The sequence below is a fragment of the Leptospira meyeri genome (assembly GCF_004368965.1).
Classification (GTDB): domain Bacteria; phylum Spirochaetota; class Leptospiria; order Leptospirales; family Leptospiraceae; genus Leptospira_A; species Leptospira_A meyeri.
Genome location: NZ_SORO01000001.1, coordinates 2,374,364 through 2,396,351, shown reverse-complemented (window position 1 = coordinate 2,396,351; position 21,988 = coordinate 2,374,364). Strand labels below are relative to the sequence as shown.

The 21,988-nt window shown below is 38.8% G+C and carries 21 protein-coding genes and 1 pseudogene; 16 read left to right on the top strand and 6 right to left on the bottom strand.

From position 1 onward, the window contains the following. Positions 1-113 precede the first annotated feature (113 nt). The 4 genes from CLV96_RS11290 to CLV96_RS11275 all read left to right on the top strand — a co-directional run bounded on the left by CLV96_RS11290 (position 114) and on the right by CLV96_RS11275 (position 4,084). Positions 114-641 carry an LIC20153 family lipoprotein gene (locus CLV96_RS11290; protein ID WP_243836469.1) on the top strand — a complete coding sequence of 176 codons (528 nt, stop codon included), beginning with the start codon at positions 114-116 and terminating at the stop codon, positions 639-641. 71 nt (positions 642-712) lie between these two features. Further along, the gene (locus tag CLV96_RS11285; protein ID WP_004786900.1) at positions 713-1,306 is read left to right on the top strand and encodes an HmuY family protein; all 594 of its coding nucleotides are present in this window, start codon (positions 713-715) and stop codon (positions 1,304-1,306) included. Then, on the top strand, positions 1,306-3,465 hold the full coding sequence (locus CLV96_RS11280; protein WP_004787654.1) for a TonB-dependent receptor plug domain-containing protein: 2,160 nt from the start codon (positions 1,306-1,308) through the stop codon (positions 3,463-3,465). The genes CLV96_RS11285 and CLV96_RS11280 overlap by 1 nt, the downstream gene beginning before the upstream one ends. After that, complete coding sequence (locus tag CLV96_RS11275) at positions 3,440-4,084, top strand: hypothetical protein (protein ID WP_004785248.1); 645 nt, start codon at positions 3,440-3,442, stop codon at positions 4,082-4,084. Before CLV96_RS11280 ends, CLV96_RS11275 begins: the two co-directional genes overlap by 26 nt. Here the strand turns inward: CLV96_RS11275 and CLV96_RS11270 are convergent. Beyond that, positions 4,081-4,614, bottom strand: coding sequence for a DUF3015 domain-containing protein (locus CLV96_RS11270; RefSeq protein ID WP_004786928.1), 534 nt, complete (start codon positions 4,612-4,614; stop codon positions 4,081-4,083). The genes CLV96_RS11275 and CLV96_RS11270 overlap by 4 nt on opposite strands. A 13-nt stretch (positions 4,615-4,627) precedes the next feature. Next, the gene (locus tag CLV96_RS11265; RefSeq protein WP_004784271.1) at positions 4,628-4,849 is read right to left on the bottom strand and encodes a hypothetical protein; all 222 of its coding nucleotides are present in this window, start codon (positions 4,847-4,849) and stop codon (positions 4,628-4,630) included. Between the two features lie 188 nt (positions 4,850-5,037). Between CLV96_RS11265 and CLV96_RS11255 the strand changes: the two genes are divergently transcribed. Beyond that, a complete protein-coding gene (locus CLV96_RS11255) occupies positions 5,038-5,961 on the top strand; it encodes an FAD-binding oxidoreductase (protein ID WP_004787496.1) in 924 nt (307 codons plus the stop codon). Position 5,962: 1 nt separating this feature from the next. Next, entirely contained in the window at positions 5,963-6,184 is a 222-nt protein-coding gene (locus CLV96_RS11250; RefSeq protein WP_004785453.1) for a transcriptional coactivator p15/PC4 family protein, read from the top strand. 1 nt (position 6,185) lies between these two features. Here the strand turns inward: CLV96_RS11250 and CLV96_RS11245 are convergent, their stop codons facing one another. Next, positions 6,186-7,841 carry a VWA domain-containing protein gene (locus CLV96_RS11245; protein ID WP_208325392.1) on the bottom strand — a complete coding sequence of 552 codons (1,656 nt, stop codon included), beginning with the start codon at positions 7,839-7,841 and terminating at the stop codon, positions 6,186-6,188. Between the two features lie 72 nt (positions 7,842-7,913). On the opposite strand from CLV96_RS11245, the pseudogene CLV96_RS11240 reads away from it, so the two are divergent. The 9 genes and pseudogenes from CLV96_RS11240 (at position 7,914) to CLV96_RS11200 (ending at position 15,747) form a co-directional block, all read left to right on the top strand. Further along, positions 7,914-8,623: pseudogene (locus tag CLV96_RS11240) on the top strand (7-carboxy-7-deazaguanine synthase QueE). Beyond that, complete coding sequence (locus tag CLV96_RS11235; protein WP_004786571.1) at positions 8,623-11,466, top strand: DEAD/DEAH box helicase; 2,844 nt, start codon at positions 8,623-8,625, stop codon at positions 11,464-11,466. Before CLV96_RS11240 ends, CLV96_RS11235 begins: the two are co-directional and overlap by 1 nt. Before the next feature lie 39 nt (positions 11,467-11,505). Continuing rightward, complete coding sequence (locus tag CLV96_RS11230; RefSeq protein ID WP_004787738.1) at positions 11,506-12,771, top strand: dicarboxylate/amino acid:cation symporter; 1,266 nt, start codon at positions 11,506-11,508, stop codon at positions 12,769-12,771. Then, on the top strand, positions 12,758-13,609 hold the full coding sequence (locus tag CLV96_RS11225) for an SGNH/GDSL hydrolase family protein (protein WP_004784297.1): 852 nt from the start codon (positions 12,758-12,760) through the stop codon (positions 13,607-13,609). The genes CLV96_RS11230 and CLV96_RS11225 overlap by 14 nt, the downstream gene beginning before the upstream one ends. A gap of 1 nt (position 13,610) precedes the next feature. After that, positions 13,611-14,423 (top strand): hypothetical protein, encoded by an 813-nt coding sequence (locus CLV96_RS11220; protein WP_004785639.1) that lies wholly within the window; start codon positions 13,611-13,613, stop codon positions 14,421-14,423. Between the two features lie 76 nt (positions 14,424-14,499). Beyond that, complete coding sequence (locus CLV96_RS11215) at positions 14,500-14,742, top strand: TRL domain-containing protein (protein ID WP_243836468.1); 243 nt, start codon at positions 14,500-14,502, stop codon at positions 14,740-14,742. After that, complete coding sequence (locus CLV96_RS11210) at positions 14,739-14,984, top strand: hypothetical protein (protein WP_004786549.1); 246 nt, start codon at positions 14,739-14,741, stop codon at positions 14,982-14,984. The genes CLV96_RS11215 and CLV96_RS11210 overlap by 4 nt, the downstream gene beginning before the upstream one ends. Then, positions 14,920-15,303, top strand: a complete 384-nt coding sequence (locus tag CLV96_RS20010; protein WP_243836467.1) for a TRL-like family protein — start codon at positions 14,920-14,922, stop codon at positions 15,301-15,303. Before CLV96_RS11210 ends, CLV96_RS20010 begins: the two co-directional genes overlap by 65 nt. 117 nt (positions 15,304-15,420) lie before the next feature. Continuing rightward, positions 15,421-15,747, top strand: coding sequence for an Ig-like domain-containing domain (locus CLV96_RS11200; protein ID WP_004787663.1), 327 nt, complete (start codon positions 15,421-15,423; stop codon positions 15,745-15,747). A gap of 121 nt (positions 15,748-15,868) precedes the next feature. Here CLV96_RS11200 and CLV96_RS11195 read toward each other — a convergent pair whose 3' ends face one another. Continuing rightward, positions 15,869-18,016 (bottom strand): sodium-translocating pyrophosphatase, encoded by a 2,148-nt coding sequence (locus CLV96_RS11195; protein WP_004786870.1) that lies wholly within the window; start codon positions 18,014-18,016, stop codon positions 15,869-15,871. A 70-nt stretch (positions 18,017-18,086) separates the two neighbouring features. On the opposite strand from CLV96_RS11195, the gene CLV96_RS11190 reads away from it, so the two are divergent. After that, positions 18,087-19,256 carry a tetratricopeptide repeat protein gene (locus tag CLV96_RS11190; protein WP_004785270.1) on the top strand — a complete coding sequence of 390 codons (1,170 nt, stop codon included), beginning with the start codon at positions 18,087-18,089 and terminating at the stop codon, positions 19,254-19,256. Positions 19,257-19,277: 21 nt separating this feature from the next. On the opposite strand, the gene acs is transcribed toward CLV96_RS11190, so the two are convergent. Together acs and folE are read right to left on the bottom strand one after the other, a co-directional pair. Beyond that, positions 19,278-21,242 (bottom strand): acetate--CoA ligase, encoded by a 1,965-nt coding sequence (gene acs, locus CLV96_RS11185; RefSeq protein WP_004784190.1) that lies wholly within the window; start codon positions 21,240-21,242, stop codon positions 19,278-19,280. 83 nt (positions 21,243-21,325) lie between these two features. Further along, positions 21,326-21,877 (bottom strand): GTP cyclohydrolase I FolE, encoded by a 552-nt coding sequence (gene folE, locus CLV96_RS11180; RefSeq protein ID WP_004787276.1) that lies wholly within the window; start codon positions 21,875-21,877, stop codon positions 21,326-21,328. Positions 21,878-21,988 lie beyond the last annotated feature (111 nt).

Below are 21,988 nucleotides of genomic sequence, written 5' to 3'. Positions count from 1 at the left end.
AAAAGGGAAAACTATAAAATGAATTTGATTCTCATTTCCAGTACACAAGTTTGGATAAAAAAGACCGAGGTTCTATGAAATCTTTCCAAAATAAGACAAAATTACTAATCGTTTTGAGTATAATCGCAGGATTTACCTTCCAGTGTGAGAAGAAAAAAGAGGATGATAACACAGCAACTCTCATTGCCCTTGCAGGACTCACGTCTTCTGCTGGTGATTGTTCTGTTTCCGCTTCTGGAAAAGCAACCATCAACACTTGGACAACAGATGTAACAGGAACCACTGCCGGTACTATCTCCAAATTGGGTTCCGTACCAATTGTGGGACATACGACAGCAGCAATTAAGTTAACTTCTGATGCAGGTACGACTCTCAACGTAAACGGAAGTGCATTTATCATCGTCTACAAATCTTCCGCTTGCCCTTTGACAACTTCCAATATTGCGGCAACTCCAGCCAATTTTTCCATCACTGGAGCGACTGATTCCAATAGTGAATTCCCAAGTTCCTATAAAATTACGAACCAAACAGCAGCGATTACTTTCAATGGTGCTCAAGGCGCTGGTGATTATTATGTGTTTATTTATGCGATTCCAAGAAACGGACAATCTGCTGCTGTAAACTATACTTTTGCTCCATAACAGTGATTCGATTCCTTAGCATTGGTTTTATTCTTTTATTAACGAGTTTCTGCGCAAGGCAAGAAAGTGCCTTGTCAGACCAGGAACTTTTTGTAAACCAATTGGTCACTAATTTGATCAATGCGGGGAATCCCAATGCTTTGGATAAAATTGTTTTTTCCCGCGCCAACGGTGACGGGAGTTATACAACCAGGTTCAATGCAACCAATTTAGATTTTTATATATACTTCCAATTTGAAGGGAACAAACAAATCCCATTTTCAGAAAAAGATAACTTAACTTGGGACATCGCATTTAACAGATACAAGGCGGCTACAAACTCAGGAGAAACTAATCGTTTCGGACTCGGTGGTGCTTGTACGAGTAATACCACAAATTTTGCTGTAGCAAGCTCTAATTCCGCTAGTAGCCAAGGTTGTAATAGTTTCACCGTAGATGTGGCTACAACCACACAAGGAATTGGTGGAGCCGGTGCTATTTATGTAGGTAATGCTCTTGTTACTGAATGGTACTATTATACAATTGGAAATTTAACTCCAAAACCTGATATCTTTCTCATCCGTTCTGGAACAGGCCTTGCAACTTATGCCATTCATATTGAAAATTATTATAGTGATGCGGGAACTTCAGGTTATCCGACCATCCGATGGAAAAAACTTCCCTAATGTATTTTTTTAACCCGTTTCTATTGCCTATCCTTTGCCTGTTTTTATTATTTATTGGCGAGGTCCATTCCCAAACTCGACCACGCGAAAACGGAAAAAATCCAAAAACCGTTGAAAAAACACCTAACATAACAACGGAAACAACTCCAGCAGATCCAAACCAACCAACTCAAAATCCGACCGCCGTTCCAGAAGAGGGAAATAAAGAAGAAACTCCTACGGAAGAAGTGGATCGTTTCAAAGATTTGGATAATAAAAATGGGATTGTGGTTACAGGATCGCGCGGTGAACGCAGACTCAAAGACTCTGCAGTTGCTACAGAGGTTATTTCTAGAAAACGAATTGAACAAACAGGTGCGCGTAACTTAGGTGAGGTGCTAGATACTCAAACAGGTATCAATGTAACTCCGTTTTTTGGTGGGTCACAGGTCCAAATGTTGGGCCTTGATTCCAAGTATGTACTGTTTCTTGTAGATGGACAACGGATTGCAGGCCGATTGAACAATACAATTGACCTCACTCGATTCAAAGTTCAAAATATTGAACGAGTTGAAATTGTAAAAGGCAGTTCCTCTTCTTTGTATGGTGCTGATGCCATTGGTGGGGTCATCAATATCATTACCAAACAAGCAGAAAAACCAGAACACTACCAATTCCGAACAACTTATGGAAATGGAAGACAAACCAATTTTGGAACCCAAGGCGAAAAAAATATGATCGCTGATGTTGGTTTTAAAAATGAATTTGTAGCTTCCAATTTTTTCGGTGGCTTCAACCAATCAGCCGCTTATGACTTAGATCCAAAAACTCCAGCCACAACAGGGAATGCATTCCAGGATAATAACGTTGGTGGGAATATGACTTTTAATCCCGATGGAAAATTTAAGGTCAAAACTGGAATCAATTATCTAAACCGTAATCAGGCCGGTGTTGATTCCAGAAGCAATGGTGGCGTCTTTGATAGAACCAATCTCACGAACGACTTTCTTGGATTAGGTGCGATTGAGTATGCTTATGGAAAACGAAATATGGTTTCTTTACGTGGAAATTTCTCTCGTTGGGAAAATCATTATAAATTAGACCAAAGAAATTCAAATGAATTGGACGTAAAAGAACTCACAAACGAATTCTCATCACAGGGTGTCGCACAAATCGATCATGAAATTAACAATGATCATATGATCACTGCAGGTGTAGAATCCTATTCAGAAGAATTACAATCAGACAGATTACAAAGAAGAAACGCATTCCGAACAAGAAGAGCCGCATTCATCCAAGATGAATGGGTTGTTTGGCGCCAAGGTTTTGTTTGGCGATTGGTTCCAGGAGTACGTCATGACGTGGATTCCCAATTTGGAGGACAAACCACACCAAAAATTGCAACCAAGGTTGATATTACAAGTAACCTCGTTTTCCGAGCCAGTTACGGAAAAGGATTTCGACCTCCTTCTTTTCGAGAACTTTATTTACGCTTTGAAAACCCAGGTGTGGGTTATGTTGTGGACGGAAATGACAAACTGAGACCTGAAAGATCCACAACAGTAAATGCAGATATTGAATATGCTCCTTTTAAATTTTGGACCCTATCTCTCAGTGTGTTTCGAAATGACATTACCGATCTCATCCAATATAGTTTCGGAACAAGAACCAGTGAATTTGCTAACTTCCAACTAAAAAACATCCAACGTGCCTATACAAGAGGGGTGGAAGCTGGGTCCCGGGTTCGATTCCTCAAATACTTTGCACTGGAGTTGGGTTACAACCAAACCGATACAAGGGACCTAACAACAGATAGACCTTTAGAAGGGAGAGCACTACACCAAGGAACAATGAACTTTTTTGTAAATGCTCCTGGCGGTTGGGAATTTGCCCTCCGTGCCAAACGATTGGACAAAAGGCCTTTTTATAGTACAACCAATGAATTTACTGCCGGTTCCAGTACCGCTCTTATTGACCAACAAACCAAAAGCGTGGAAGAAAATAACAAAGTTGTGTATGGAAAACCCTTCACGTTACTAAACGTACGGATGGAGAAAAAATTCTTTGATGGAAGGATGTCCCTGTTTTTAGGAGTAGACAACGTCCTGGACCAATACGAGCTTACTTACAATCCTATTCGGCCCAGGTTTTACTATGGTGGACTCCAAGCCACTTTTTGAACTCAATTCGTATAAAGCAGTTTTTATTGTTTTTGTTCTCTATTGGTTATCGGGAGTTCCTGTGTACTCCGATGAATCAAAGTTAAATGCAAAACAATCTAAAATTTTAAAAGAATCGTTTTCTTATTTAGAATCTCTCGAACCTAAACGAATCAAAATCGATAAATCAACGTACAATCACCTTACACAATTTGAATCCATTTTTAAATTTGGTTTCTCAGGGAAAAAGTTATCTCGTTGGATACAATCACGGATCAAAAAATATTCTTATGGATCCACCGGTGATTATGTTGCTATGTACCATGACGGTGATGTTTTACTTGGTCGTACTTTCTTTAATTTAAATCGATTGGATCGAGTTCTTGTTTTGTTACATGAAGCAAGACATGCTGATGGCAAAAATTATAGTCATGTGGTTTGCCCCGAAAATTTTCAGTTTTTAAACCCTCGTGATTGGAAAATTCATCCTGCGGGAAAAAAAGGGTGTGACTCTGTTTCAGATGGCGGTTACGGAATCACTGCAGCGTTTTTGTTTGAATTAGGTGCTTATGGTTATCTCAACCAAACAGAAGCGGCACATCGTTATAATTCCGAAATATCTCGGGTGTTACGCGATTAATACAAACAAGCTTGTTTTAATACAGAATCTTCAGCAATTTTTAACTTTAATCTAGATAAAATGATTTTAGATCGAACACTCGATTCAATGTTTTTTGAATGATCAAAAATAAAGGAATGTTTTTCTTTCATTAACTTCCCTAACTCAATGCTGTGTGTCGGACAACCTAACAAAGAAGCAATGGCCTGAATCCTTTCTCCATTTCCGCGAGTTGTTTCTAATTCCAAAGGTCGTTCATTATAAGTAACAAAAACTTCTTGGGCACGATCAGCCCTCACAATTCCATCTGTTGTACAATTGGATGTACCTGAAGTAATTCCAAACGTTTGCGAAGATAAACTTCCATTGGTTGTGGCAGCAAGAACTTGCCCAATATCATTTTTCCAAACTGGGACCATAGATCCAAGCCCACATCCTGCCATCCCATACGGCTCTGATAATACGGACACGGGTGCTGAAATCAGCGAAGCAAATAAACTAACAATCGTGAGTTGAGTTTTAGAATAGGAATGAAAACTTCGGGTGAACATAGACCCTCCGTAATTAAATTGAAAATAAAGAATCTGAATTACGATCTACTTGTGGCAACCGATTGCCCTGGGCTAAAATTTCTCCAGACATCGAAAGAACGGCCCAAGATCTTTCCTCTTTTGATTTAGTCTGTAGAGATTGGATCATTGTATTTGTGAATGATTCCAATTTATGATGAAGAACGGTATTTGGAAGTGAAGATGGTTTCTTTTCTTTTGCTTCAGTCGATCTCATGCAGTTTGTTTTCCCGGTTGTCTTTAGGATCGGCGAGGGGGCCGGAATGACTAAAGTTTAAAAACTCCAAAAAAGGAGTCAAGAAGAGACATAATTCCGGGAAGGAAAAATGAAAACTCTAACTTCTCCTTTTCCCGAACCATCCGAATGCCAAACTTGACCAAAAACCACGTGTTACGAGGACGACCTTGCTTACCCCTCAAATCAATCTTTTTAAAAAATCCAATCCCATCCTAGCCCAAGTCATTGCCAACACCCGTTTGACTCCTGAACCAGGAAAGGGAAAACGTCCAAAAAAAGAAGGTGATTCTGCCGTACACCGAATCACCATTGCCGTCGACCACAATACTTATCCCTATATGATTGGGCAAAGTGCTGGAATCATTCCTCCAGGAGTAGATCCAGAAAAACAAGCAAAGGGCTCGGCTGACCCATCGTATACCATCCGTTTGTATTCCATCGCCTCACCATCGTTCAGTTTTGGACAAACCAAGGACAATATTGAATTCGTTGTCAAAAGGGACAATGTATACGATGAAAATGGAAACCTTGTTCATAAAGGTGTTTGTTCCAATTACCTTTGTGATTTAAAACCAGGAGATACCGTAACCATGACTGGTCCTGCTGGTAAAAAATTTCTATTACCCCAAGTGGATTACGTAGGAGATATTTTCTTTTTTGCAACAGGAACTGGCATTAGTCCTTTTTTGGGAATGGTGGAAGAGCTCCTTGTTCAAAAGTTGATTTCATTCCAAGGTAATGTTTGGTTGGTTTACGGGGCCCCTTACTCTGACGAAATTGTACTACGTGATTATTTTGAAGATATGGCAAAAAATCATCCAAACTTTCATTTTTTAACAGCTATTAGTCGAGAGGAAAAAAATTCTTTTGACGGTGGGAAAATGTACATCACACACCGAGCAAAAGAAAATGCGGGAGCTATTAAAAATGCTGTCAATGGAAACGGTAAGTTTTATATTTGTGGCGGTCCGAAGGGAATGGAAAAAGGAGTGATACAAGAGATCATGTCAGCTTGCGGAACTGATCTTTCGTATGATGAATTTAAGAAAGACCTAGAAGAAAAAGAACAACTTTTTGTAGAGACGTATTAAAATGGCAAAAACAGGAATCATTCGAGACATTGACAAAGGCCGGGGAGAAGTCATACGAGTAGAAATCTCCGAATATAAGGGCCAAACTTTTTTTAACATTCGAGTTTGGTATACAGATCCCAATGGAGAATTGAAACCAACTCAAAAAGGAATCGCCATTGCTCCAGCACTTGTTGGTGATTTAAAAGAAGCAATCGAAGAAGCAGAACGCTGGTTGGCTTAAACTAACTAGGTTTTTTATCTCCTTCGTTTGCATAAATAATCCTCTGTAAAATTTCTTTAGCAGAGGAAAGACTTTCTGCCACGCGGATGTGGTTGTACAACCTTGTGATTTCGAATATCTTTTTTACAGAATCATGGATGTTGGCAACCACGAGTTCACCACCACGCCTTCTTAGCCAACCAACTATCTGGATCACCATTCCAATTGCTGAAGAGTCAATATGAGAAGTATTGGCAAAATCAAAAACCACATACCGAAACCCATCAGACATTTTTTGCTCTAAAAGAAGTTTAATTTCAGGGCACTTATACAAATCAATATCGCCCGTTGTACGATACTCAAAAATTTCATCGTGAAGGATAACATCCTTTAGATCCAACTTTTCTGGACCTTTCATCATAATTTGTGAATTCATAAATAAGTGTTTGTTTAAATCATCTGACTTCGTTGTGATTTTCGTATCCAAAACTTGGAGACGGTTTAGGACTGAACCAAGTGCATTGGGAGCAAAGTGTAAGTTATTTTTAATATCTTGAATAAGGCCGAATAACAGTGCCTTGGCGTCTTCTATATGACCTTTTTTAACAAAATCAGTAATTTCTTTAATCCCTGTCGTTGCATTGGCGATCAAAATCTCTACCAAAACATCTGGATCTTGTTTTCCTTTGTTATTTCCTTTGGGAAACTGGAAGAATTCTTTTACAGATTCTAAAGTATTTTGTTGTAATAAATTATAATAAGATACGTTTACTTCACAAAAAGGAGATTCCGTTTGATTCACACGATCATCTATTTCCAATCGTAGCACTAAGTTACGAATGTCATCGGCCCTAAGATCACCTAATTGGAGATTGATTTTTTGCCGGGAAATGGTTTTGGAATCTCCCAAAAACTCATCAAATTCTTCCAACACTTGGTGGGAAGTTTCTGACAAAACTTGTTTCAATCGAACTCCAGGAGCTAGTTGTAATTCCACATCGATGGCTTGTGCATACAATGCTCCAATGTCTCCAAATTCATCAAAGAAAATATCGGAAGCCTTTTCTGGGTTGTCGATATAATGAAAATTTCCCCCACCTGCTTTGGCAATTTCAACTAGGATCTCTTCATTAAAGTCATTACCAACGCCGATCGTTGTGGTAGAAATTCCCATAGCCAAATGATCTTCTGCAATTTTTACCAATGCTTCTTTTTCTTTGATTCCAGAAGTGGGATTTCCATCAGTGAGTAATAAAACTCGTTTGTAAGCATTTGGAATTTTTGATTGGGTCAGACTTTTTAATGCGGACAACCATCCACCACTTAAGTTTGTCGAAGTGGCTACTTGGATATTTCTAATTTTATCAGTAACAGAAACTTTTTCTGTTAGGTGAGTAACTGGTTGGATGATTTGTACATCAGCAGAATAGGCAATAATGGCAACGGCATCATGTCTTGTCAGCCAATTGACAAGAGCACAGGAAGCATCAATCACTGATTCCATCTTTTCTCCCTTCATGGACCAACTTTTATCGATGGTTAACCCAATAACCAATGGTTTACGTTCATTGATTTTAGGATTGGCCGGAGTCCGAAACCTCAATAAAAGATGGTTTTCCTGTACCTCTTTTTCGTGGATTAAAGGGAATTCCAATTTAGCGTCTACAAACATGACCATAAAAAGCAAATTCTGAATAAATGTTTTCGCAAGAACAATTTACTTTATTCTGACATAGAAGGAATCATCATTATGTTTGGAAAAATTCACGAAGTCTATTCTTCCATTTCTGGCGAAGGAATTTCGCAAGGAATCCCTACTGTCTTCATACGATTTGCAGGATGTTCCTTACGATGTGGCAAAACAGAATCAAGAGCCTTGTGGTGTGACACAGCATATGCTCTGGGGCCAAACCAAGGAACTGAAAAAAATTTAGACTCAATTTGGAACGAATTAGAAAGTTTAGATCCCCATCATGGATACCAAGTTTTACTTACCGGTGGGGAACCCTTAGAAGGGAAAAATCGAGACCTTTCCCTTTCAATCGCAAACAAGATCTACCAATATAGAACCAAAACCGGTTTGCCCTACCCTGCCTCGCGTGTAGAAACAAATGGAAGCGAACGAATCACTGAAGATGCATTTTTTATTTTTACAATGGATTACAAACTTCCTGGCTCGGGGATGGAAGACAGGATGGATGAGGAAAATTTCCAGATTCTAGAAAAGAGACATAATTCACTTGACGAAATCAAGTTCGTTGTGCGAGATAGAATCGACTTTGAAAGAAGTATCGAAGTCATTCGCGAAAAAAAATACACACAAATATATTATATTCGCCCGTCCACGGTGAAGTGGATGCCAAAGAACTGGTCGAATGGATCAAAGTAGACAATCCGCCTAAGTGTCGTTTGTCGCTTCAAATCCACAAAGTGCTTTGGGGAAATCAGAAAGGAGTTTGATGGAAGTCCCTACTCAATTAAGTTTAGATTTTGAAACAACGGTTGAACCAAAACAAACAAACGAGTATGGGTTTCTTATCGATGAACCAGAGTTAGGTCTTGCAAAAGTCACAAAAGAATCTCCAAACTCTGTAGAACTATTCTTTGAATCCAAAGAAATTTTTCGAACTGTAAACAAATCAAACAAAAATTTACAGTTTTTAAATCAATACCCAGAATCTCTTCGTGATTGGGAAGAATTTCCAAAGGCAATGGACTTAAGTCTAGATGCAAGCCAACTCAAACTTACATACAATTTTAATAAATTATCCTCTCTTTCTAATTCGAGAACTCGTTTGCTACCTCATCAAATTGAGTCCACCTTCATTGTTGCCAATAGTTTAAAACCTAGATTCATTTTAGCCGATGAAGTGGGACTTGGAAAAACCATTGAAGCTGGTCTTGCGGTCAAGGAACTTATGTTTCGCCGTGGTCTTAAACGTGTGCTTGTGGTTGCTCCTTCTCCTCTTCTTGTCCAATGGCAACAAGAGATGAAGAACAAGTTCAATGAAGAATTTGCGATAGTTCGTAGAAGAAATTTCGTTACAAACGGGGTCGACCATTGGAGAAATTTTAATAAAATCATTACCTCAATTGATTTTATTAAAAATCCAAGATATGCTGAAGAAATCCTGGGAACCAAGTGGGACATTGTGGTTTTTGATGAAGCGCACAGGCTTCGTCGTGACTATTCCAAAATCACCCGTGGATATTTGTTCGCTGAAAAAATAGCAAGAAAAACCGAATGCCTCTTGCTTCTCACTGCGACACCATTTCGCGGAAAACTAGAGGAACTTTTTTATCTAATGCATTTAGTCGATCCCAATATCCTTGGGCCGTATCATACATTCGTAAATGATTATGTGGTTGGTCAAAAAGGTGACTTAAAGGAAAAAATCTCAAAAGTTCTACTTCGTCGTCGAAAAGTAGAAGTAGGAGGATTTACTAAACGATTTGCAAAAACAGTTCGGATTGATCTTTCTCCCATAGAACGTGCGTTTTATGATGAAACCACGGACTATGTAAAACGAGAATACAATATGGCAATGGGAACCAAAAACCGTGCCATTGGTTTTGTGATGGTTGTATTCCAAAAACTTTTGGATTCATCAGTAATTGCACTTCTTTCTGCATTACAAAAACGTAAGTTTATGTTGGAATCCAAGTTCCATTATATGAAGGAACATGAATCCACTCTGGACGATTGGGATTTAGATGAAACAGAAGGTGTTGAAGACTTCATCACTGAATTAGAAGACGAAGAAATGTCAAGTTTCCAAAGGATCAAAAGAGAGCTCTTTACTCTCAACCGCCTCATCCATTTGGGAAAACAAATCAAAGAAGATAAAAAAACCCAAAAACTAAAAGAAACTCTCTACCGATTAAAGAAAGAAGGTCATAAAAAATTCATTATCTTCACTCAGTTTAGAACCACACAGGACCATTTACAATCAGTTCTCGAACCTGACTTCAAAGTATCGCCCTTCCATGGTTCTTTGAGTATGGATGAAAAAGAAGTTGCAATCCAAAAATTCAAAGAAGACTACGAAATCTTAATTTGTACAGAAGCTGGTGGGGAAGGCCGTAACTTACAGTTTGCTAATATACTTTTTAACTATGACTTACCGTGGAGTCCACTGAAGATCGAACAACGAATTGGAAGGATCCACCGTTTTGGTCAAAAAGACAATGTATATATCTTCAACTTTGCTTCCAAAGATACAGTGGCCGAAAGAATTTTAGAAGTACTCACAAATAAAATTCGTTTGTTTGAAGAATCCATTGGTGCTTCAGATGATTTACTCGGAACCATCGAAGAGGAACTTGATTTCAATTCAAGCCTCATGAAGTTTGTGACAGGAACCAAAACCAAAGAAGAATTAGAAACCGAATTTGATCTTCGCATCCAGGTCGCTCAAAAAGGATTTGAAAAGCTCAATGCTCTTGTTACTCCAAAAGTTTTAGATTTTAATCTAAAAGATTATTACGACCATACATTAGAAGAACGTGAATGGAATAACAGTCATCTCGAAGAAGTGGTTGCCCAAGGTTCAAAATTTTTCCAATCTCACCTACCAGGAACTCTGACTTCCATAGGCAAAGGATCTTACGAATATAAAAATACCGAAGGCAAAATCAAAAAAGCGACTTTTGATTCAGATTTAGCCCTTACGAATGATTCTCTCGAATTTATGGCTTTTGGACATCCCTTTGTTGAAAAAGTAACGGAATTACTCACACAAAGTGATGTAGGACGTAAAAAGAAATACCTACTCTCAAGTGCTTTAGGTCAAAAAATTCTTTTTGTTTTTCAAGTTGAATTTGATTTTTCGCTAAAACGAAAAGACCTTTTTTTCGTTGAATTTGATTTAAAGAAAAAGAAAACTTCAGTCCTGACTGAAAAACCGGCGGAATGGGCAGAAGCCAAAACATATGTTCCAGAAAAAGAACTTCCACTTTCAAAACTAGAAGAAGCATTTATTCATTGTTATCCGGTTGTCGAAACGGAAGCAGAAACTAAAAAAGAAATCCTAAGAAAGGAAACCTTGTCTATTTTTCAAAAAGAAGAATACAAAGTGGAACTTTCTCACCAAAAAACCATTCGTCAGTTAGAAGAAAAACTAATGCGCCAAGAGGCAGCTTATAAATGGGACAATCGTCCTGAAAAAAAAGCAGTCCTTCATAAAACAATGAAAGAAATTCAACGTGCAAAAGATGAATACACTGTAGAAATTCGAAAAATCAAAAACGGCGCAAAAATTTTCCACAAAATCCGACTCTTCCAAACCTACGTAATCATTTAATTTCATTTACATAGAATTTCCAAAAGATATAATTTGGGAATGTTCTTTCCCAAAATTCCTTTTTGGATCCAAATTCTCGTATCTTTATTGTTAGGTTTAGTTTTCGGAATTTTTTTGAATCCCGAATCTGGGTTTGTTTCTGCTCTTAATTTAAAACCTTATTTACCATGGATGAAACTACCTGGAGATATTTTTTTAAATCTACTACAAATGATTATGATTCCACTAGTAATTGTTTCAATTGCATTGGGAGTCTCTAGTCTAAGAAACTTAAAAGATCTTTGGAATTTAGGAAGTAAAACATTATTATACTTTATCTTTACAACAGTAGTGTCAGTAAACATTGGAATTTCCCTCACCCTCATCATCAAACCAGGAAATCAGATCCAGAATCAAACAATCACTTCAAACCAAAATAATCCGCCTGCTGCTTTAGACACGAAACAAGAATCCATACCGGAAATCATAGCCAATATTATACCAAAAAACTTAGTAAACGTTTGGTCCAAACAACAAATGTTATCTGTTGTTTTTTTCGGAATGATTTTAGGAATATTTTTTCTGACTTCCCGTGACTCAGGTGCTGCCTTAAAAGCATTCTGTCATTCTCTAGAGAGTTTTTGTTTATGGGTCGTTAAGGTGACAATGAAGTTAGCTCCTTTAGCTGTTTTAGGTCTTATGAGTTATGCTATGGTACAAATTGGGTTTTCATTAGTAATGGGCTTAGTTTCTTATATTGGAACCGTTCTCCTTGGACTTATTTGTATTTTAATTTTTTATGGAATCTTGGTGTTTCTCTTCACTAGGAAAAATCCGGCTCGTTTTCTGAACCAAGTTCGTGAAATCCCTTTGCTTGGTTTTTCGACTTCTAGTTCCAGCTCAGTCCTACCTTATTCCTTAAAAGTGGCGAAAGAAAAATTAAAATTAAAAGAAACAGTCGCTGACTTTGTTCTTCCTCTCGGTGCTACGATTAACATGGATGGAACTGCTTTGTACCAAGCAGTAGCCACGGTATTTCTTAGCCAAGTGTATCAAGTTGACTTAAATGGTTTAGACTTATTTTTGTTAGTTGGAACGGTAACGGCAGCTTCAATTGGAACGGCAGCTACGCCGGGTGTTGGCCTTGTTATTCTCGCATCCATCCTTTATACCTTTCAAATTCCAGTCGAAGGAATCACTATTCTTTTTGGAGTTGACCGGTTTTTAGATATGTGTAGAACTTCAGTAAATCTGACCGGCGATCTATCTTGCGCATTTATCATGGACCATATCTGGAAGGAAACAAAACCAAATGAAAAAACTTAAATACACACTTTTGTTAGGAATAACAGCATTCCTCATCCATTGTGATACAAAAAAGGATTACTTCGAAGATGTCGGTGCAAACCTTTTATGTACAACGTATGCCATTTGCAATGGAGAAACACCTGCAAAAACGGGAATCATTGGTGACAGTTGGACAGACATTCTTCTCGGATTCCCAATGGTTGAAACTCTAAGGCCACAACTGGAAAATCGATATCATTATAAATTTGCTGGTGCCACCTTGGGTGGAAAAACCTTACAAGGAGTCGTGAGCCAAGGCCTTCAATTCCAAGTGATTGATCAAGGTGGAGCCGATATGAAAGTAGTTCTTCTTTCATTGGGTGGAAATGATATCCAAGCAAACCTTTCTGAATATATTGGAAAGATCGATACGGTACAAGCGCAACGTTTTGCTACAATCAAAGCAAATCTCAAACAATTGATCATTACCGGGAACGCATATAAAATCGCTCGCTTTGGCGGTGCGCCAATAAAATGGATCATTCATGGTTATGATTATCCCAACCCATACATGCCACCTGTGATTGCCGGTTCTGAGGAAGGTTGTAAAACAAAGTTTGATAAAATTGGTTTAATTGTTCCTGATGCTGCTGTGTTTACTTCAAACCAAGTTGATGCATTCAACAATCTTCTCTTAGAAGTGACTCGCGAGGAACCTTCGTTGATCTATGTCGATTTGAGAAGTACACTGGGGGGAAGGCCAAATTCTCGTGCAGAATTAATGTTAGATTGTATTCATGCAAATAACTTAGGTTATACACTACTTGCTGATAAGTTGGCAAGAATTATCTACCCAATCACTAATATAGGATTGTAATATGAAAAATAAAATTATCGCTCTCTTTTTTCTTTTTGTAACTTCGTCTTTGTTCTCTCAAGCGGCAAACAATGGATTTGCACATCCGCTTCAAATTGAACCGGTTGCTGTTTATACAAAACTCAGAGGAAATCTCAGTTATTGGGACAAAGACTTCAACCAAGTCAAAGAAATAAACAAAAACCTAAATATAGAAGGGGAATATAAACTCACCGAGTCATTTTCAGTTGTTACTTCCATCGGCAGAAACCAATATTCGCAAACTGATACTGCAAAGGAAATCACTTGGGATCGTTGGAATGCTGGAATCAAATATGGCAAAATTTTTGAAAATGGTTCTTCCCAATTTTTAATCGGAGCGGGATTGAGACTCTATGATAAGAAAAGAAATACAGAATTCAGAGAAAGAGAAAATCCAGATTTCTATTTAGTCCGACCAAACTTCGGATTGGGTTATAAATATGGCATTTTTCAAATCATGTCAGAGTTTCGTTTTCAAACTGAAACAAACAGGCATGGGAAAGAATCTAGTTTGGAAGAATTCAAACGTTATTATCAAGTTGGAATTGCGCCATCTTTTGCTATTGCAGACTCAGTTCGAATTTTTACTGAACTTGAATATAGGGAACCTTTGGACAAAATTGCTGATAAAAACCTACGATATTTTAATCTTTATCCAGGAATCTCTATGAACACAGAAAGTTTTGGAACTTTTAGTTTTTCGGTTTTATTGGGTGTTCTGCCAAAAGCAGACAATGCGATGGATCGGGGAGTTCGTTTTTCCTATTTCTATTTTTTCGATACAAGTCAGTAGTATGAAACGTTTTTTGTTTTTCCCAATGGTTCTCTTTATACTCCAATGTTTGAGTATTCAAATTGGAAATCCTTCAATGACTATATTCAAAAACAAAGGTCAAGAAGGATGGTACTCTCCGGGAAAAGTGCCATTACCAACCGATACGTTTGTTGAATCCTGTATTACAAATTATTTCGGTTTGGTAAGCATTGGAAATGCAAGTTTAGATTTCATTCCTCGCCAAGCTCGCCCAAAAGAAATTCATAGTTTAGATCATTATTACAAAAACCAATATTTCTTTTTCCAAGAACTTTGTTTGCACATCGTAGGCCGATGAAACAGAATATTGATTCACTCAAAGAATTCGCAAAGAAAATAAAAAGCGGATTAATCTACGAAGAGATAGATTCCAAACTAAAAGAATTTCATTCCAAAAAAAACAATACTTCCAATAAATCATTGGATGCACTAACGGACAAGATTCGAAAAAAAGAAGAACAAATTGAAAAACTATATGACGACATCATCCTCTTACAAAACAAACTATCTAAAATTCTGGACCAGGAACTTAAAAAATAAAACCATCGAGCAAAGGATCTACGTTCTAATTCCATTCTTTTGTTCTTTTTTTTTACTCACGTGCGCTAGCTCAGGTTTTGGAACCCAAGGCCTCTTATACGAAGACCAAAGGATTGGGATGATGGAGACTGGCATCTCCGGAACGAAAGAAGGAACCTCTTGTGCCAAATCCTACCTTGGCCTTCTCGCCCTCGGTGATGCTTCTGTAGAAATGTCACAAAAGAATGGAAATATCAGAGAAATTACGTCTATTGAACTAGAAAGTTATAATTTCTTGGGGATTTACGCAAAACTATGCACAATAACCAAGGGAAATTAGTCGAAACTAAATCTAGAATCAATGAAAATGTGGAAGAAAATTCAAATTTCAATCTTGTTTGTTTTTTCCTCCCTGGCCTGTCTCCCTGAGCCACAACCTTCGCTATTGGGAGTTCTCGTGCTTCCACTAGTCACGCAAACCTCAGCCAACTTTACCATTGAATCAACAAACCCCAGTAATGGAGCCACAGGTGTTTCCTTAAACCCCACAATCACCATCGTGATGACCCAAGCCATTGAGTCCACCTCACTCAATACCAATATTAGTTGTTCCCCTTCTTGTCCAAGTCTTAGTGGTGGTGCTTCCAACAGAACCATTACACTAACACCGGCGAGTGCGCTAACAACAGGAACCACTTACACCATCACACTAAACCAAAACATCCAGTCGATCTTTGGGCTAACTCTAGGCACCAACACAAGTTTCAGTTTTACAACCCTATAAAAAAAGCCGACGTTTCCGCCGGCTCTATTTCATTTTCCATTTTGGAAAATCGAATCTAATGTTTGTGGAAAATTTCTAAAGAAATTCTCCACAAAATTTTTGTGTTCTCAAATTCAATTTCTTATCTAAAGAAATTTAAAATGATTCCGCCTTTTGTCACAAAAAACTCAGCAAACACAAGTGATGTGATCGCCATTAGTTTGATGAGAATGTTGATGGCAGGACCAGAAGTATCCTTGAACGGATCGCCTACTGTATCACCCACAACGGCAGCTTTGTGTTTTTCTGAACCTTTTCCACCAGCTGTTTTTTCGATGTACTTTTTAGCGTTGTCCCATGCTCCACCAGAGTTAGCAGATGAGATCGCAAGAACCACACCAGAAACTAGGGCACCAGCAAGAAGACCAGCAAGAGACTTCACACCAAACAAGTATCCAACGACAATTGGGCTAAGAAGAACGAGAAGGCCAGGAGGAATCATCTCACGAAGAGCAGCAGAAGTAGAAATATCTACACATTTTGCATACTCAGGTTTCGCTTTTCCTTCCATAAGGCCAGGGATCTCTTTGAATTGGCGACGAACTTCTTTTACCATATCAAGAGCAGCCTTTCCTACAGACTTCATAGTCATCGCAGAAAAGATAAATGGAAGCATGGCACCAAATAGAAGACCTCCAAAAACCAAAGGATCCAAAAGTTCAATCGAAGTGAGGTCAATCGCACCTTCTCCCAGTTCTTTAGAAGCATTTTGTGTTCTTGTGATAAAAGCAGCAAATAGTGCAAGGGAAGTTAAAGCCGCAGAACCAATCGCAAAACCTTTTCCAACGGCCGCAGTGGTGTTTCCCGCTGCATCCAAATTGTCAGTTCTGTCACGAACTTCTTTTCCGAGTTCCGCCATCTCAGCAATTCCACCAGCGTTGTCAGAAACTGGACCGTAAGCATCGATCGTAAGACCAATGGCAATGGTAGAAATCATACCAATAGCTGCGATTGCGATCCCATACATACCAGCAAGTATATTAGAAATTACAATTACGATCACAAGTAAAATCACTGGAACTACTGTTGATTTGTAACCAAGAGCAAGTCCGTAGATGATGTTCGTCGCAGCACCAGTATCACAAGCATCGGCCACTTCGCGCACAGGCTTGTAAGAATGAGAAGTATAAATCTCAGTGATCCAACCAATGAACATACCAGCAAACAAACCTAATGCGACTGAAGTGTAAACATTCCATTTGGTGATGGTTTTGTCTCCGATTTGGAAACTATCGATCATAAAGATGTCAGTTACAAAATAAAGAGCTGCAGCTACGATGAACGTAGAAATCCAAAGTTGGAGTTTGAGAGCTTTTTCTACATTTCCACCTTCTTTCACACGAGCAAAGAAAGTAGTGATAAGAGAAGCTGGAATTCCAATAGCAGAAATTAAAAGTGGATAGAGTAGAGCCGAGTTATTGTCAGCAAGAGCAGATGCTGTTGCACCTATGACTAGAGCCGCACAAGTTGCTTCCGCTGCCGAACCAAAAAGGTCAGCACCCATACCAGCAATATCACCGACGTTGTCTCCCACGTTATCAGCAATTGTTGCTGGGTTCCTTGGATCATCTTCTGGAATTCCTTTTTCTACCTTACCAACAAGGTCAGCACCAACATCAGCAGCTTTGGTGTAAATACCACCACCCACGCGACCAAAAAGTGCTACGGAAGATCCACCGAGACCAAAACCAGCAAGTGATTCCATAAGGATGTGTTTCGCAACTCCCACGTTTGTTCCTGTGAATAGAAGGAAAAGTCCAATCATTCCAAGAACCGCAAGACCTATAAGACCAAAACCCATTACAGCTCCAGAATCATAAGCCACGCGGAAAGCTTTCGAAAGCGAAGTTTTAGCAGCTTCTGCAGTGCGAACGTTACCAGCAGTCGCAATTTTCATTCCAATAAAACCAGAAAGGCAAGAAATGAGGGCACCGGAAACAAAAGCAACGGCAGTATAAATTCCTTCGTTGAACTCAGTTTTTGGATTATCCAAAAGTAAATAGATGAGAACCGTCATGAAACTGATAAATAGCAAAATGACTCGGTATTCTCTAAGAAGGAAGGCCATAGCCCCTTCTGCGATCGCTGCGGAGATTTCTTTCAATTTAGCGGTTTCTTTTTCGCTTCCACCGCCTGCGCCCACTTGGATGCGAACCACCCGAGCCGCGTAGAATATCGCCGTGACAATGGAAACTAGTGCCATGACGATGATGATTAACTCTACATTCATGAGATCCTCTTTGAGATTGTTTATTTGAATTTCTAAGATTATTTAGAAGATGACCGATGAGAATCCATAGATGATACTTCGGTCTAGGAGAATATGGCAATTTGGTGTTCTGGTAACAAGTCTATTTCTAGTTTCCAATCCAAATTTAGCAGAAACAGAGGTTCTGAACCCCGTTAAAGTTTTTTATGGATATGAAGATCTTTTGAGGATGGCAGAAGACAAAATTGTCCAAGAAACCCCAGCCAAAGCCTTCGATTTTCTCATCAAAGCCAAAGAATTAAATCCAGATCCGGACTTTCGGTACTATAATTTAGCAGCACGTGCCCATATGAAGCTTGGACAAATCTTCGATGGAATTCATGCCTATGAAGAATCCATCAAAAAGAAAAAAGACCAACTCGATTTGGTTCTTTATGTTGCTGATTTTTACGAAAAGGAAAGAAAACAAAAAGAAGCTTTGTTCTATACGAAATTGTATTTAGAACAAAAACCAAATGCAAAGTACAGATTGTTTACCGCTGCCATTTTATCCAGACAACTTGGATTGGAATCCGATTATGAATCCTATATCCAAATATTAGAATCAGACAAAACCTTTGTTTCGGAAAAAGAAGCCTTACAAACAAGCCTTTTGAAAAATATCAAAAACAAAAAATGGAAAGAAGCAGATGATTTAAGTTTGCGATACTTGGTGTACTTTCCTCGCGAAGAAACTATGTATGAAACTCTTATCTTGGCACGTAGGGGAAGAGAATCCGAACTTTTAGAACAAGCCTACCAATGGACAAGTACTGTTTTTTTAAATGAAACCAGATACTTCACGCGTTACGGAGTGTACCTCCAAGAAAAACAAAGATACCTAGAGGCTTTATCTTTATTTCGAAGAGGTTTTTACAATTTACTTAAATTTTTTCCCGATTCGGATGCAGGAGAAATTTTATTTCTCATTCGTCAAAGTTATGCGAATCTTGGAAAAGATAGAGACACCCTTGCCATCGATTCATTGGTAAAAGATTTTAAAAATCAAAACAAACTCACTGCCACTGAACTCGAAAACCACCAGTACACTTACCGCAAAAATAGAGAATATTTACTATTTTGTATCTCTTGGTTTTCCAATCGAGATGTGACAAAGGCTAACGAATACCGGCAGAAATTAAAAGAACGGGATATGGAATTTGAAGAATCAGAATTCCTGCGGGTAATGGGAGTGTTTTCTGCCCTCCCGCAGGATCTTTAAAATAAGAGACTAAAACCGGTCTTAACTATGGAACTTTTTCTTATCGTCAATTAACGACTGTACTACGGATGGATCGGCAAGTGTGCTAATATCCCCTAAAGTATCAAATTCGTTATTGGCAATTTTTCTTAAAATTCGGCGCATGATTTTCCCTGACCTGGTTTTCGGAAGTCCTGGTGCCCAGTGGATGACTTCTGGTCTTGCAATTTTACCAATCACTTTTTCTACCATAGCAATGAGTTCTTTTTTCAAAGCGTCATTGGTAGTGACACCATGTTTCACCGTTACATAGGCATAAATCCCTTGGCCTTTGATATCATGCGGAAAACCGACGACTGCAGCTTCGGCAACGGATTTATGTTCTACAAGAGCACTTTCCACTTCAGCAGAACCAATTCTGTGTCCCGAAACATTTAAGACATCATCGACTCGTCCTGTGATGCGAAAGTATCCATCTTTGTCTCTGTTGGCACCATCACCTGTGAAGTAATACCCTTTGAATTGAGAAAAGTATGTATCAAAGAACCGTTTTGGATCTCCGTACACTCCTCGCATCATGGAAGGCCAAGGTTTGGCGATGCATAGGTTTCCAGAAATTTCGCCTTTGTCTTTGATCTCCACACCTTCATTGTCCACAAGAACTGGTAGGATTCCATAAAATGGCCAACTTGCCGAACCTGGTTTTTGGGGGATGGCTCCTGGAACTCCAGAGATCATAATGGATCCAGTTTCAGTTTGCCACCAAGTATCCACAATTGGGCATTTTGATTTTCCAATATTCGTATGATACCACTCCCAAGCTTCTGGGTTAATGGGTTCACCCACGGATCCAAGGAGTCGTAAAGAAGCTAAAGATCTTTTTTTGATGGGTTCGATTCCCTCTCGCATAAGAGCTCGGATGGCCGTTGGTGCTGTATAAAACACAGTGACTTTGTATTTATCAATCACATCCCAAAACCTTCCTGCATCGGGGTAACTTGGCACTCCTTCAAACATCAGAGACGTGGCTCCATTCGACAAAGGCCCATAGAGAATGTAACTGTGACCCGTAATCCAACCAATGTCTGCCGTACACCAATAAGTATCCGTGTCCTTATAATCGAAGATGGTAGCAAAGGTAAGATTGGCACCGAGTAGATACCCAGCTGTGGTATGAAGAACTCCTTTTGGTTTTCCCGTCGAACCAGATGTATAAAGAAGGAAAAGTGGGTCTTCCGAATCCATCACGACAGGAGGGCATTCTTTTTTAATGTCGGGATCTTTCATCAGGTAGTGGTACCAGTGGTCTCTACCTTCTTTCCAATTTAAATTTCCTTCATCGCCTGTTCGCTTAACAACAATTACATCTTTAACTTTGTATTTACTTTCATCTAGAGCGATATCTACATTTTTTTTGAGTTCCACTGGTTTGCCACCACGATAGCCACCATCAGCAGTGATCACAATTGTGGGTTTACAATCTTCAATACGACCAAGAAGTGCTTCCGGAGAAAATCCTCCAAACACCACTGAATGGACGGCACCAATACGAGTACAAGCTAGCGTTGCAATGGCAAGTTCCGGAATCATGGGAAGGTAAATGAGAACTCTGTCTCCTTTTTTCACATGGAACTTTTTTAGAACGTTTGCAAAATGATTCACCTCGCGGTGGAGGTCATGATAAGTAAGAACTTTGGATTCGTCAGGGTTGTCCCCTTCCCAAATGAGAGCAGCTTTGTTTTTTAAAGGGGAATCTAAATGTCTGTCTAAACAATTATAAGAAACATTGAGTTTTCCACCTACAAACCATTCTGCTTTTGCCTTAGCAAAATCGTGTTTTAAAACTTTTGTCCATTTTTTAAACCATGTTAGGCGTTTTGCTTGTTCAGCCCAAAATTTTTCCGGTTTTTCTATGGACTCTTTGTATTTGGATTTGTATTCTTTTAAGCTAACGTTCGCTAACTTTGCGAAGTCTTTGGACGGTGCCACGATTCTTTCTTTCGGCATAGATTCCCTCTAGAGAAAGAATGCTGAACTTTTTTTGAAAAAAGTCCAGCATGAATCTGAAAATTTGAATTTAAAAATTGAACTTAATGGGAACCGGTTCGGATCAAATCTAAAAACTCACTCCGAGTAGTGGGATCTGTTTTGAATAGGCCAAGTAGACTAGAAGTAAATAGTTCTGAATTCTGTTTTTCCACACCACGCATCATCATACATAAATGTTTGGCCTTAATGACTACACCTACACCTAAAGGATCTAAGGTTTCTTGGATGGCTTGGGCAATTTGATCGGTGAGACGTTCTTGGACCTGCAGTCGACGTGCAAACACATCGACAATCCTTGGAATTTTACTAATTCCTATAATCTTTTTATTGGGAATATAAGCAACATGGGCTCTTCCATAAAAAGGAAGTAAATGATGTTCGCACAAGGAATACATCTCGATATCTCTTACCAAAACCATGCCGGTTGTGCTTTCTTCAAAGATCGCTCCATTCACAATTTGATTCAAATCAGCCTTATACCCACTGGTCAAAAAGTCATAAGCCTTTTTCACACGGTTGGGCGTTTTCACAAGACCCTCTCTTGAAGGATCTTCACCAATTTGTTTTAGGATTTCTTCGATTAAGTTTTCCATCCGATTCCTTTTTGAATGATATGTTCCACCTATTCTACATCCCAAATTATGAATGCAGAATAATTACTACTAATTTGACTAGACTTGACTTTAAAGGAAAAGATACATTTC